Origin of the sequence: Streptomyces sp. NPDC098781 (assembly GCF_044759995.1) — a bacterium.
Classification (GTDB): Bacteria; Actinomycetota; Actinomycetes; order Streptomycetales; family Streptomycetaceae; genus Streptomyces.
In genome coordinates this window covers 545,362-557,393 of sequence record NZ_JBIWAK010000002.1, presented here as the reverse complement: position 1 = coordinate 557,393, position 12,032 = coordinate 545,362, and the positions used below count along the sequence as shown (strand labels likewise).

Annotated in this window: 13 protein-coding genes; 4 read left to right on the top strand and 9 right to left on the bottom strand. The window is 70.5% G+C overall.

The genetic code is table 11. From position 1 onward, the window contains the following. Window positions 1–94: 94 nt before the first annotated feature. The 3 genes from glnII to ACIQWG_RS08590 all read right to left on the bottom strand — a co-directional run bounded on the left by glnII (window position 95) and on the right by ACIQWG_RS08590 (window position 2,588). Complete coding sequence (glnII, locus tag ACIQWG_RS08600; RefSeq protein ID WP_404092079.1) at window positions 95–1,126, bottom strand: glutamine synthetase; 1,032 nt, start codon at window positions 1,124–1,126, stop codon at window positions 95–97. Between the two features lie 270 nt (window positions 1,127–1,396). After that, window positions 1,397–2,104 (bottom strand): hypothetical protein, encoded by a 708-nt coding sequence (locus ACIQWG_RS08595; RefSeq protein ID WP_404092077.1) that lies wholly within the window; start codon window positions 2,102–2,104, stop codon window positions 1,397–1,399. 118 nt (window positions 2,105–2,222) lie between these two features. Next, on the bottom strand, window positions 2,223–2,588 hold the full coding sequence (locus tag ACIQWG_RS08590) for an arsenate reductase family protein (RefSeq protein ID WP_404092075.1): 366 nt from the start codon (window positions 2,586–2,588) through the stop codon (window positions 2,223–2,225). Window positions 2,589–2,820: 232 nt separating this feature from the next. Between ACIQWG_RS08590 and ACIQWG_RS08585 the strand changes: the two genes are divergently transcribed. Next, window positions 2,821–3,147, top strand: a complete 327-nt coding sequence (locus ACIQWG_RS08585; protein WP_404092073.1) for a hypothetical protein — start codon at window positions 2,821–2,823, stop codon at window positions 3,145–3,147. Window positions 3,148–3,595: 448 nt separating this feature from the next. On the opposite strand, the gene ACIQWG_RS08580 is transcribed toward ACIQWG_RS08585, so the two are convergent. Further along, window positions 3,596–4,786 carry a winged helix DNA-binding domain-containing protein gene (locus tag ACIQWG_RS08580; protein ID WP_404092070.1) on the bottom strand — a complete coding sequence of 397 codons (1,191 nt, stop codon included), beginning with the start codon at window positions 4,784–4,786 and terminating at the stop codon, window positions 3,596–3,598. Window positions 4,787–5,073: 287 nt separating this feature from the next. Here ACIQWG_RS08580 and ACIQWG_RS08575 point away from each other — a divergent pair, with 287 nt between their 5' ends. Beyond that, window positions 5,074–6,429, top strand: coding sequence for a DUF2252 domain-containing protein (locus tag ACIQWG_RS08575; protein ID WP_404092067.1), 1,356 nt, complete (start codon window positions 5,074–5,076; stop codon window positions 6,427–6,429). A 44-nt stretch (window positions 6,430–6,473) separates the two neighbouring features. Here ACIQWG_RS08575 and ACIQWG_RS08570 read toward each other — a convergent pair whose 3' ends face one another. Continuing rightward, window positions 6,474–7,232, bottom strand: a complete 759-nt coding sequence (locus ACIQWG_RS08570) for an alpha/beta hydrolase (protein ID WP_404092065.1) — start codon at window positions 7,230–7,232, stop codon at window positions 6,474–6,476. A gap of 280 nt (window positions 7,233–7,512) precedes the next feature. Between ACIQWG_RS08570 and ACIQWG_RS08565 the strand changes: the two genes are divergently transcribed. Beyond that, on the top strand, window positions 7,513–7,818 hold the full coding sequence (locus ACIQWG_RS08565) for a hypothetical protein (RefSeq protein ID WP_404092063.1): 306 nt from the start codon (window positions 7,513–7,515) through the stop codon (window positions 7,816–7,818). Window positions 7,819–7,892: 74 nt separating this feature from the next. On the opposite strand, the gene ACIQWG_RS08560 is transcribed toward ACIQWG_RS08565, so the two are convergent. The 4 genes from ACIQWG_RS08560 to glnA form a co-directional block, all read right to left on the bottom strand. After that, complete coding sequence (locus ACIQWG_RS08560; protein WP_404092061.1) at window positions 7,893–8,486, bottom strand: hypothetical protein; 594 nt, start codon at window positions 8,484–8,486, stop codon at window positions 7,893–7,895. A gap of 1 nt (window position 8,487) precedes the next feature. After that, window positions 8,488–9,405 carry a zinc metalloprotease HtpX gene (gene htpX / locus ACIQWG_RS08555; protein ID WP_404092059.1) on the bottom strand — a complete coding sequence of 306 codons (918 nt, stop codon included), beginning with the start codon at window positions 9,403–9,405 and terminating at the stop codon, window positions 8,488–8,490. 105 nt (window positions 9,406–9,510) lie between these two features. Continuing rightward, window positions 9,511–9,780 carry a hypothetical protein gene (locus ACIQWG_RS08550; protein ID WP_404092058.1) on the bottom strand — a complete coding sequence of 90 codons (270 nt, stop codon included), beginning with the start codon at window positions 9,778–9,780 and terminating at the stop codon, window positions 9,511–9,513. Between the two features lie 119 nt (window positions 9,781–9,899). Continuing rightward, window positions 9,900–11,309, bottom strand: a complete 1,410-nt coding sequence (glnA, locus tag ACIQWG_RS08545) for a type I glutamate--ammonia ligase (protein ID WP_404092055.1) — start codon at window positions 11,307–11,309, stop codon at window positions 9,900–9,902. Window positions 11,310–11,507: 198 nt separating this feature from the next. Between glnA and ACIQWG_RS08540 the strand changes: the two genes are divergently transcribed. Next, complete coding sequence (locus ACIQWG_RS08540; RefSeq protein WP_404092053.1) at window positions 11,508–11,975, top strand: RDD family protein; 468 nt, start codon at window positions 11,508–11,510, stop codon at window positions 11,973–11,975. Window positions 11,976–12,032 lie beyond the last annotated feature (57 nt).

Here is a 12,032-nt window from a genome sequence, read left to right as displayed (position 1 = left end):
CCCACCATGACACCCGCCACTGACATCGCGATCACCGCACGACGAAGGGGCGCCCACCAACGGGTGGACGCCCCTTCGCGAAACCCTGCGCGGATCAGACCTGGCCGGCCTTCTCCAGCGCGGAGCAGCACGTGTCGACGAGCAGGCGGGTCACGACGTAGGGGTCGACGTTGGCGTTCGGACGGCGGTCCTCGATGTAGCCCTTGCCGTCCTTCTCGACCTGCCACGGGATGCGCACCGAGGCGCCGCGGTCGGAGACGCCGTAGGAGTACTGGTCCCACGGGGCGGTCTCGTGCAGGCCGGTGAGGCGGTCGTCGATGCCAGCGCCGTAGTTCTTGACGTGGTCGAGCGGCTTGGAGCCCTCGCCGAGCGACTCACAGGCGGTGACGATGGCGTCGTAGCCCTCGCGCATCGCCTTGGTGGAGAAGTTGGTGTGCGCTCCGGCGCCGTTCCAGTCGCCCTTCACCGGCTTCGGGTCCAGCGTCGCGGCGACGCCGAAGTCCTCGGCGGTGCGGTAGAGCAGCCAGCGGGCCACCCACAGCTGGTCGGAGACCTCCAGCGGCGCCAGCGGGCCGACCTGGAACTCCCACTGGCCGGGCATGACCTCGGCGTTGATGCCGGACAGGCCGAGGCCCGCGGCCAGGCAGTTGTCCAGGTGCGCCTCGACGACGTCACGGCCGAAGATCTCGTCGGCGCCGACACCGCAGTAGTAGCCGCCCTGCGGGGCCGGGAAGCCGCCCTTGGGGAAGCCGAGCGGGTAGCCGTCCTGGAAGAACGTGTACTCCTGCTCGATACCGAAGATCGGCTCCTGCGCGGCGAACTTCTCCGCCACCTCGGTCAGCGCGGCCCGCGTGTTGGACGGGTGCGGGGTGAGGTCGATGTTCAGGACCTCGCAGAGCACCAGGATGTCGTCGCCGCCGCGGATCGGGTCCGGGCAGGTGAAGACCGGCTTGAGCACGCAGTCCGAGGCGTGACCCTCGGCCTGGTTGGTGGAGGACCCGTCGAAGCCCCAGATCGGCAGCGCGTCCAGACCGGCGGGCTCACCCGTGATGATCTTCGTCTTCGAACGCAGCTTGGCCGTCGGCTCGGTGCCGTCGATCCAGATGTACTCAGCCTTGAAGGTCACGGGCCACATCCTTCGGGGGTGTGTCTAGGCGCACTTGCGGGTGCTGCGGCGCTGCGGCACTGGGGCGCCGCTCTCGATGCCCGCGAGCCTGTCAACAGGCGATTTCCCGGTCATTGCTCCGATGTGAACCCCGTGTTACCTGGTGTTCGTGTGCTGCGACTCACGCAGCGGCGGCTGTGCCGAGCGGGGCCCGTACACGTACGCGGGCCCTGCCACCCGTGGCCGCGAGTGGCAGGACCCATGACACGTACGAGGTTGATGCTCCGCGTCTCACCCCACCTTCTCGATCACCGCACGGCGGATGAGGAACTTGCCGGGCTCGCGGACCTGCTCGAAGGCCGCGTTGTTGAGCAGCACACAGCTGCCGGAGACCGAGGTGACCTCCACCGTCGTGGACTTGTTGTTGTCCAGGTTGGTGACCTTCAGCTGGGTGCCGGCCGGGAACTGGCTGCTGGACGCGGCCGGAGCCCCGCCCTCGCCGGAGAGGGTGACGGTGGACCCGTTGCAGACCTGCTGCCCGGATGCCGCGCCGCCGCCGGCGTTGCCCGCGTTCTCGTCGTTCCCGGCATTGCCCGCGTCTCCGGCGTTGCCGGCGTCTCCCGCGTTGCCGGTGTCCCCGGCGCCCGCCGCGGGAGCGCTCGGCTGTGCGGCCTGGGAGTCCTGAGCCGACTCCCCGGCGACACAACCGGACGCTTCCTGCTGGACCTTGATCTGCGCGATGACGGCCTCGCGGTTGGCGATCCGGGCCTGCGACTGCGCGTCGGGATTGGCCCGTTGCCCCTCGATGAACTTCTCGTTGTTGCCGAGAGCCGTGGCGAGCCCCTGGCAGACGGTCGAATCCGCCGCGGACTTGACCGTCGGGGTCTGCGAGGCGTTCGAGGTGCTGGCCATGACGAAGGCACCGCCACCCGCCACCGTCGCCGCACCGACCAGCAGTGCGATCTTCTTCTGCGTGCTGAGGGTTCTCCTGCGCGACATGCGCGCCTCCTGGGGGGTAGGGGAGCGTACGTCGCTATGTACGAGATACCGAACGGTGTTACTCAGCGGTCACGGCAGTCGCTGAAGTAACGTACGTCACACCGCCCCTGACGTCTCGTCAACTCCTGCGAGACAGGGCGTCCTGTACGGCCTCGTCCGTGCGGCCGACCAGGGCCGTGCCGTCGTCCGCCGTGATGATCGGCCGCTGGATCAGCTTCGGGTGCTCGGCCAGCGCCTTCACCCACCGGTCCCGCGAAGCCTCGTCCCGCGCCCACTCCTTGACCCCGAGCTCCTTGGCGACGGCCTCCTGGGTCCGGGTGATGTCCCACGGCTCCAGTCCCAGCCGGTCGAGCACCTCCCGGATCTCGTCCTCGCTCGGCACGTCCTCCAGGTAGCGGCGGACGGTGTAGTCGGCTCCCTCGGCGTCGAGCAGGGTGAGGGCGCTGCGGCACTTGGAACAGGCCGGATTGATCCAGATCTCCATGCGGCCAACGGTATCCCGAGGGGGCGGTGTTCGAATTTTGCGCCCTCCTGGACGCGGCTCCCGGTGCGGGTGTGACGCGGTGGCAACTACGTTTCTGACCAGCGCATTTCCTGGACGTTCTGCCTCTGTTCCGGACTCCCCGATGTCAGTGGCGGGCACTAGAATGTACGTAGTGTTCGAGAGCGTCACCGGGGACCCCGGCCGACGCTCTGACCGCGACAGGAGGATGCCTGTGCCCGCTGCCGCACTGAAGCAGAAGCCCGCCCGCAAGCCGCTGCCCACCCAGTCCACCGCCAAGCACCCGGTGCTGCTCGATCTGCCCTACGCACCGCTGGAGAAGCGGCCCCTGCCGCCGGGCCGCCCGCGCGAGTGGTACATCACCCACAACCGTCGCCTCAAGGCCCTGCGCCTGGCGATAGCGCTGCTCGACTCGGGCGTCTACATGCCGAACCAGGCACGCGACGAGACGATCCGGGACACCGCGGAGACCATCGGCGTCCATCCGCCGTCGGACACGACGTGCCACATGGTCCGGGCGCTGATGCGGTACGCGCGGTAAGCCGTGACGCCGGGCGCCGTCCATTGTGGAGGGCGCCCGGCGTTGTGTCGTCGCCGTCGGGTGTTCGCAATCTCCGGACGGCTGGAACGGAGGGTCGCCGACCGGCTTCTCGTTTCGCCCGCGCTCGCTCGGCCCGCGCCTCCGCCGGGGAAATGCTGCGTCGGCTGCGGCTTTCGGTCGCGGGGCGGGTGAAAGGGATCCGGCGAGCGGGCACAAGGGTCGCCTCAGCATGACAACTCCCGCTTCAGCGGCGTCTGGAGCCGCGAGCGGGACATGACCGCGTCAGCGCGACAACTCCCGCTCCATCGGTGTCCGGAACCGAGGGCCACCCGGGCTGGTCTCCCCTGCGTCCGTGCTTGCTCGGCCTGCGCCGGGATGCTGCGTGGGCCGCGCCTCTCGGGGACGCGGGGTGGGTTGAACGGACCGGTGAGCGGGGGCAAGGGGCGCCTCAGCGCGACAACTCCCGCTCCAACGGCGTCCGGAACCTGGGCGTCACCCGAGCCGGTCCCACCCACCCCCGCACCCGCTCCACCTCAGCCGCGATCGTCGCCTCGGCCGTGTCGCGCTCCGCCTGCTCCAGGTCCGCGAGGAGCCGCCAGGCGATCTCGCCGTCCGGGCGCTGGGCCCACGCGCCGACGACCCGGCCGTTCCACCACACCGTCGGGCCCACATTGCCGCTCCGGTCGAACAGCGACGGACGCAGCTCCGGCGGCAGGTACCAGTCCCGCTGCTGCCATCCCATCGCGGTCGGGTCGAGCCCCGGCAGCAGTGCCGCCCACGGTTCCTCGGGGCCGGCCACCGGGTCGACGTCACCGTCGAGGACGTAACCCGTTCCCTCGTCGAGGGACACGGCCCGTGCCGCGATCGCCGTGAGCGCCCGGCGCACCTCCGTCACCCGCCACCCCGTCCACCACTTCAGGTCGGCCTCCGTGGCGGGCCCGCACACCGCCAGCCAGCGCCGCAGCAGCTCCGCCTGCGCGTCGGCCACGTCCAGCTCGGGATGGGCCGGCGCCACCGCCCACCGGAACTGCGAGGACGTCCAGGAGCCCAGCGGCCGTCCCCGCACGACCTTGCCCTCGACGCCGAGCACCCGCAGCAGCCGCGTCGCGACGGTGTGCACGCCCTCGTAGCTCTTGCCGGCCGCGTACACGAACTGCTCGCGCAACCGCGGTTCGTCCTGGGCGAGTTCGGCCGCCGTAGCCTGCCCGCGCCGGGCGAGCGCGGCCAGGGCCGACTCCTCGACCTCCTTCAGCCAGGCCGCGTCCGGGGCCCCCGCCTTGGCCATGTCCTTGACCAGCAAGGCCCGCTCCCGGGCGGCGACCGCGAGGCCGGTCGAGGCGTGCACGACGGCCGTGAGCTCGGTGGGGAACACGAACACGGTGTGCCGCATGCCGTGCATCCGGACCAGCGTCCGCTCCTCGTACAGCGCCCGCTCGGTCTCGGTGACCGTCTTCGCGGGGTCCGCGAGCCGCGCGCCCACGGCCAGGTACACGGTGGCCGGATCGGTACCGTGCAGCGCGACCAGTGACTCGGCGACCTCGGCCGGTCCCTTCGCCCGCGCCACCCCGGCCAGCCGGTGCCGCAGCCCCAGCCGGGCCCGCCGCTCCGCCACGCCGATGTGCCGCACCCCGTCACCCATCCCGGCCTCCACCCGTCACCACCGAAACACCCCTGTCGGCATCTTGCCGGACCCCACTGACAACGGCCTCGGCGCAGCGGAGGAACCAAGCTCTGCGTCCGCCCCCACCTCCACCCCTCCCGTCACCCGAACCGCCTCCCCGACGTGCGCTCACCCTGCCCTCGCACTTCACTGCAAGACAGGAGGTGACGGACCGCCCCAACGGGCGGCGCCACTGCGGGAGGTGTGATGGGGTTCGGTACACGACAGGCGGAGTGCGGGACGGCCGGGCGCAGGGCCGTCGATTCATGACGAGCCCGATCACCCCCGCCGACCGTTTCGTCCGCGGCAAGGGCGCCCGCAAGCGCGCCCCCCGCTCCGCGCACGGCGCCTGGATCCCCTCCGTCGACCGGCCGGACCCCGTCGCCGTACTGGAGCGGCAGGGACGCGACCGGCTGCCGGAACTGTTGCCGGTCAGGTACGGGCGGATGGTGTCGTCCCCGTTCGCCTTCCTGCGCGGCGGTGCCGCCGTGATGGCCGCCGATCTCGCCGCCGCACCGCACACCGGTCTCACCGTGCAGCTGTGCGGTGACGCCCACCTGCTCAACTTCGGCCTGTACACCTCCCCGGAAAGCGCCCTGCTGTTCGACGTCACCGACTTCGACGAGACGTTTCCGGGCCCGTTCGAGTGGGACGTCAAACGGCTCGCCGCCTCGGTCGCGGTGGCCGCCCGGGACAACGGCCACCCGGAGGCCAAGGTGGCCCGCGCCGCGCGGGAGGCCGTCACGGGGTACCGCATCGCGATGCGCCGGCTGGCCCGGCTCGGCGAGCTCGACGCCTGGTGCACCCGCGTCGACGCCGAGCGGCTGCTGCCCGTGGTCCGCTCCGCCCACCGGCACCCCCACCACCACGTCGAGGACAGTCTCGGACGCGCACGCCGCCGTACCAGCTTGCGGGCCTTCGGCAAGCTGACCGAGACGGTCGACGGTCGCCGGCGCATCATCCACGACCCGCCGCTCCTCGAACGCGCGGGCACCTCCGACATGGCCTCCCTGCGCAAGATCTTCAGCGACTACCGCTCGACCCTCTCCGAGGAACGCCAGCTGCTCCTCGACCGCTACCGCTTCGTCGACGCCGCCCGCAAGGTCGTCGGCGTCGGCAGCGTGGGCCTGCGCTGCTTCATCGTGCTGCTCGCCGGACGCGACGCGGGAGACCCGCTGTTCCTCCAGGTCAAGGAGGCACGGCAGTCCGTGCTGGAGGCCCATCTGCCGAGCGGGCCGTACGTCCACCCCGGCCACCGCGTCGTCGCGGGCCAGCGGCTGCTCCAGGCCGGCGGCGACATCTTCCTGGGCTGGATGTCGGGGCCGCAGGGGCGGGCGTACTACTGGCGTCAGCTGCGCGACACGAAGGGTTCGACGGACGTGGCGGGGATGGGCCCGGACGAGCTGAGCGCCTACGCCCGGCTGTGCGGCACCGTCCTCGCGCGGGCCCATGCCCGCTCCGGCGACCGCATCGCCATCGCGGGCTACCTGGGCGGCGCCGACACGTTCGACCACGCGGTGGCCGAGTTCGCCCTGGCCTACGCCGACCAGACGGTCACCGACCACAAGATCCTCACCAACGCCGTCGAGGCCGGGGTGGTCAGGGCCGCGCCCGAGATCTGACGTACGGACGTACCCGAGGTCTTCGAACTCCTACGGCCGCACGCTCACGACCGCGCGTGGCGCGAGGCCGGTGCCCGGTCGCCGAGACCCGCCAGCACGGTGGTCACGAACTCCCGCCGGTCCTCGGCGTGTTCCTCGAACCACGACCCCAGCATGTGCTCGGCGTCCGGCACATCGAACCGTGTGAACCGGGCGCGGGCGGCCAGCGCGTCCTGCACCGCCTCCGTCACCTCCGGCGGGATGATCACGTCCGTCCCCGGCACCGCGAGCACCGCCCGCCCTTCGTACGCCCGCAGCACATCCAGTGCGGGCGCTCCACGCCAGCCGCCCGGCCGGCGGATGATCTCGCTGAACCGGCCGTCCCCCTCGCCGAACGGCACGTCCCACGCCTCCCGCGCGTACACGGCGGGCGCGCACAGCCCCACCGCGGCCACCCGGTCCCCGTAGTGCCCGACGAGATCCGTCACCGTCTGTCCGCTCATGCTGAACCCGACGAGCACCAGCGGGCCGCCCGCCGGCACATGCGCGTCGATGACGGCGACGGCCTGCTCGAAGCGTCGCCGCAGGCTCAACTCACCCAGCGCACCGGTGCTTTCGCCGTGCCCCGAGAAGTCGAAGGCGAGCCCCCGGCAGCCGCGGGCCACGAAGTCGGCGAGCATCGGCAGCAACCGCTCCTTGCTGCCGACGCCGGCGCCGTGCAGCAGAACGGCGGTCGCCGTCTCCGGGCCGGCGGTGTCACCGCCGTACACCCCGCTGAGCAGTTCACCGTCGTAGGCGCATGTGAAAGAGGAGAGCTCGGTCATGGGCCCATTCATTCACAGCCGTCCCGGCCGTCCGGCCGCAGGGCCACTCGGGTCGCACCGGGTGAACTCCCGCCCCCGGAAAAGGAGATGCACACCGAGTGACCGCCTCCCTACCCTGGACATGCGTAACGGAGCTGTTCGCGCCGCTTCTCGCAGAGAAGGCGTCACTCTGCGGGTGCGGGGCTACTCTCTACGCACCGACGGACGGCCGCCCCTCCCCAGCGCCCCGTCGGGGACACGCACACCGCTCAGAACCGACCCACGCTCACGGAGGCCCGTGATGGGCACCATCGTCATGTCCGGGACCGTCGTCCTGGTGATCCTTGGATTCGGAAACCACGTCTACTGGCTGGCCGCGGTCGCTGTGCTCTTCCTGTACCTGCACTACGGCCGCAGCTCCTCCGCGCCGAGCGGCGGAGCCGGGGGTGCCGGCGGCTCCGGGGGAGGGGCCCCGTCGGCAGGCCCGATGCCTGCGGACTACCGCGCCTACCGCGACCGCCGCGACAAGCAGGCCAAGTGGGAGCGCCGCTACCGCCGCGAGCGCCCCCTGGAGTCCCGCCGTCAGGAGCGCGAGAAGAGCAAGTGAGACCACCTGTGGTGGTGACAGCCGAGGCAAGCGGCTGAGGTGCCCCCGGTCATGGGCCGGGGGCGCCCCCCACCTCACAGACCGGGGGCGCCCCACACCGGGAACCAGCGGCTCAGGTCCTGCTCGATCCGCAGATCGTTCCCCAGCACCGCCTTGACCCGCAGCTCCAGCGGGTTGTCGCGCCGCTGTGCCGTGCCGGGCAGCGGCGCGAAGGGGTAGAAGGTGCCGCGCTTGTAGAGATAGACGAGCGCGAGCCGCCGCCCCCGCTCGCCCTCCTCGTCCTGGAATCCCGCCAGCGAGCACAGCAGCTGCGGGCCGAAACCGTTGACCTCCATCGCGCTGTTCACCGCGTGCAGGTCGTTGACCAGCTCCGGCAGCTGGTCGGGGCCGCGCCGGGACACCAGCCACGAGTAGCCGTAGTCGTCCCGCGTCAGCTCCACCGGCCGGCCCTCGCGCTCGGCGTCCGCGTCCAGCAGCGCCTGGACCTCACGGTGGGTCTGCTCGAAGGCGGCGCCCTCGACCGTGGCGAAGCAGACCGCGCCGCTGCCCGTCGGCCGGAACCCGGCCGCCGCCTCCAGCGTCACCGCCGCCGACGGCAGCCCGAAGAGCTGGTCGAGATCGGGTACGACCGGTTTCGTACGGCCGAGCAGGATGTCCAGCAGTCCCATCTCACGCCCCTCCGGGAGTCGCCGCCTCGCCCAGTTCGGTGGAGATCCGCCCCAGCTGGTCGAGCCGCTGCTCCAGGCTCGGGTGGGTGGAGAAGATCTGCGCGATGCCGGGCTCCCGGCCGAGCGCCGGAGTGAAGTAGAACGCGTTGAAGGCCTGCGCCGTCCGCAGGTCCTTGGACGGGATCCGGGCGATGTCGCCGGAGACCTTGGTCAGCGCCGACGCCAGCGCCGAGGGCCGCCCGGTGAGCAGCGCCGCGGCCCGGTCGGCGGCCAGCTCCCGGTACCGGGACAGCGCCCGGATCAGCAGGAAGCTGATGGCGTACACCGCCGCCGACACCCCGAGTACGGCGGCGAGGATCGCGGCGGTGTTCTGGTCCCGCCGCCCGCCGCCGAGGAGCTGGCTGTAGAGGGCGAACCGCACGATCAGCCCCGCGATCACGCCCAGGAACGAGGCGACGGTGATCACCGCGACGTCCTTGTGCGCGACATGCGACAGCTCGTGCGCGAGCACACCCTCCAGCTCGTGCGGCTCCAGCCGGCGCAGCAGCCCGGTGGTCACACAGATCACGGCGTTGTCGGGGTTGCGTCCGGTGGCGAACGCGTTCGGCATATCCATGTCCGATACGGCGACGACGGGCTTGGGCATGTCGGCGATGGCACACAGCCGGTCGATCACCCCGTGCAGCTCGGGGTACTCCTCCCGCTCCACGACCCGCCCCCGCATCGCGAACAGCGCGATCCGGTCGGAGAACCAGTACTGGGCCCCCAGCAGCCCCGCCGCGACGACCACGACGAGCACCCAGGACTTCAGCAGCACGATCAACGCGGCGACGAACGCCACGTACAACAACCCGAGCAAAAAGAGAGTGATCCCCATCCGGGCGGTCAACCGCCGATCACTCCGGAACCGGCTCTGCATCTCGCATCACCCCGCGCACTCAGGCACTCGTCCCTCTGCCAGTGTGCACCCGACCACGCCCATGAACGGGTCCTGATCGGCCCTAGGAGCAGCAAAGAGCCGGTATCAGTACGTGCGGAAGTTGACGTAGCCCAGCAGGACGATCAGCGCCGCGACGCAGCCCAGGACGATCGCCGTGGACACCCAGCCCGACCGGCGCTGCCGCCGCGCCACATGATCGGCCTCGCCTCGGAACGGCACCGGACCGGGAGGGTTCTCCTTCCAGCGGGCGGCGAGCATACGGGCCCGCGCCGAGGGCTCCTTGTGCTCGGCGTCGTCGGCCCACCTCAGGTCGAACTCATGTTCCTGATCGTCGTGCTCGTGCCGCTCCGGCATCCCATACACCCCCGTGTGGTCTCCTCGGCAGAATAGAACATACGCCCGCGCTCCCGCTGTAGGTACAACAGCGGGGGCGCGGGCGTTCATGCCTCGACGAGGTGCTCGTCAGGCGTCGATCACACGTCGAAGTACAGCTCGAACTCGTGCGGGTGCGGACGCAGCTGGAGCGGGGCGATCTCGTTCGCGCGCTTGTAGTCGATCCACGTCTCGATCAGGTCCGGCGTGAAGACGTCGCCCTGGAGGAGGAACTCGTGGTCGCGCTCGAGGGAGTCGAGGACGGCCGGGAGGGAGGTCGGGACCTGCGCGACGTTCGCGTGCTCCTCGGGAGCCAGCTCGTAGAGGTCCTTGTCGATCGGCTCGGCCGGCTCGATCTTGTTCTTGATGCCGTCCAGACCGGCCAGCAGCAGGGCCGAGAAGGCCAGGTACGGGTTGCCGGAGGAGTCGGGCGCACGGAACTCGACGCGCTTGGCCTTCGGGTTCGACCCGGTGATCGGGATACGCATCGCGGCCGAGCGGTTGCGCTGCGAGTACACCAGGTTGATCGGCGCCTCGAAGCCCGGCACCAGACGGTGGTACGAGTTCACCGTCGGGTTGGTGAAGGCCAGCAGCGACGGGGCGTGCCGCAGGATGCCGCCGATGTAGTAGCGGGCGGTGTCCGACAGGCCCGCGTAACCGGCCTCGTCGTAGAACAGCGGCTGGCCGCCGGTCCACAGCGACTGGTGCACGTGCATGCCCGAGCCGTTGTCACCGAAGATCGGCTTCGGCATGAAGGTCGCGGTCTTGCCGTTGCGCCAGGCCACGTTCTTCACGATGTACTTGAAGAGCTGAAGGTCGTCGGCGGCGGCGAGCAGCGTGTTGAACTTGTAGTTGATCTCGGCCTGGCCGGCGGTGCCCACCTCGTGGTGCTGGCGCTCCACCTTCAGACCGGCACGGTCCAGCTCCAGGGAGATCTCGGCACGCAGGTCGGCGAAGTGGTCGACCGGCGGGGTCGGGAAGTAGCCGCCCTTGTAGCGGACCTTGTAACCCCGGTTGTCCTCCAGCGCACCGGTGTTCCAGGCGCCCGCCTCGGAGTCGATGTGGTAGAAGGACTCGTTCTCGGACGTCTTGAAACGGACGCTGTCGAAAACGTAGAACTCGGCCTCCGGACCGAAGTACGCGGTGTCCGCGATACCGGTCGAGGCGAGGTAGGCCTCGGCCTTCTTCGCCACGTTGCGCGGGTCACGGGAGTACTGCTCGCCCGTGATCGGGTCGTGGATGAAGAAGTTGATGTTGAGGGTCTTGTCGCGGCGGAAGGGGTCGACACGGGCCGTCGACAGGTCGGCACGCAGCGCCATGTCGGACTCGTGGATCGCCTGGAAACCGCGGATCGAGGATCCGTCGAAGGCGAGCTCGTCGTCCGGGTCGAACGCCTCGACGGGCACCGTGAAGTGCTGCATGACGCCCGGCAGGTCGCAGAACCGTACGTCGACGAACTTGACGTCCTCGTCCGCGATGAACTTCTTGGCCTCGTCGGCGTTCTGGAACATCCAGCTCCTCCTACTCCCGACCGTCCGTGCCGGGGTGGTAGTTCGTTCGTGCGGCCCGTGCGGTGGCACACGCTGACTTCGACCCTAGGGACGGGTGATTTCTCGGGCGTGACCCGTTTGTTTCACCCACGTTAACCGGACATCCCGTACCTCACCCCACCTGTCCGTATCGCAAAACGGGCACAGTACCGTGGTCGGGTGGACAAGAGGCAAGCAATCGGATCCTGGCTCTCCGGCCCCCGCGCGGCCGCCGAGAACGCCGGTGTCGACTTCGGATACCGGGGTCAGCAGCTCGGCCTGCCGGAGGAGGGGCCGGGCTCCATCGCCCGCCCGGGACGACGGCTCGGAGCACTCGCCGTGGACTGGGGGATCTGCGTCCTGATCGCATACGGTCTCCTCACCGACGGCTACGGTCAGGCGACCAGCAACTGGGCCCTGCTGCTCTTCTTCGTCATGGGCGTCCTGACCGTCGGCACGATCGGCTTCACCCCGGGCAAGCGCCTCTTCGGCCTGCGCGTGGTCACCCTGGAGACCGGCACGGTCAACCCGCTGCGCGCCCTGCTGCGCACGGCCCTGCTGTGCCTGGCCGTCCCGGCCCTCATCTGGGACCGCGACGGCCGCGGGCTGCACGACCGGCTGGCGGGGACCGTCGAGGTGCGCATCTAGCGGTCGTACGACGAAGGGGGCGCCCGGTGTGGAACCGGGCGCCCCCTTTCTCGTACG